The organism is Pseudoxanthomonas jiangsuensis, assembly GCF_010093185.1.
Lineage (GTDB): Bacteria > Pseudomonadota > Gammaproteobacteria > Xanthomonadales > Xanthomonadaceae > Pseudoxanthomonas > Pseudoxanthomonas jiangsuensis.
Genome location: NZ_PDWL01000122.1, coordinates 1 through 504 on the forward strand (window position 1 = coordinate 1; position 504 = coordinate 504).

Genomic DNA, 504 nt, shown 5'->3' on the forward strand with positions numbered 1-504 from the left:
AACAAAATCGTGTGTGTTGATTTTTATGCTACTTTCACACACAGTGAATGGTCTGACGCGTTGGTATAGTGTGGTTTCGACATTTTTTTTTTTTTTCCGCTGTACAAGATCCCCAAGCAGGTGGAGAAGTTCGCCGACCGCTACTCGCTGGCGACCCAGCATCTGGAGCACATCGACTTCGCCCCGCGCGCGGCGATGCTGGAACAGGCCGCGGCGGTGGTGGTGGAGATGGTCCACGACCTGCGCAACATGAAGCTGGAGCCGATGAAGGCGCTGAACGACGAATTGCGCGCGCTGGAGAACGAGGCCGACCGGCTGATGCTGGAACTGTACCGCGACATCTATTCCGGCAAGCTCGACCCGCTGCAGATGTTCCTGCTCAAGGAATTCTTCGAAATCCTGGAAAAGGCCATCGACCGCTGTCGAGAGGCGGGCGTGGTCGCCTATGAAATCGTGCTGAAGAACTCCTGACGGGCCCCGGCAATGTTGACCCTGGCCCTGATC

1 pseudogene is annotated in these 504 nt (G+C 56.7%); it reads left to right on the plus strand.

Annotated elements, in window-relative coordinates:
- Positions 1-99: 99 nt before the first annotated feature.
- Positions 100-471: pseudogene (locus CSC62_RS17590) on the plus strand (DUF47 domain-containing protein); the annotation flags it as partial.
- Positions 472-504 lie beyond the last annotated feature (33 nt).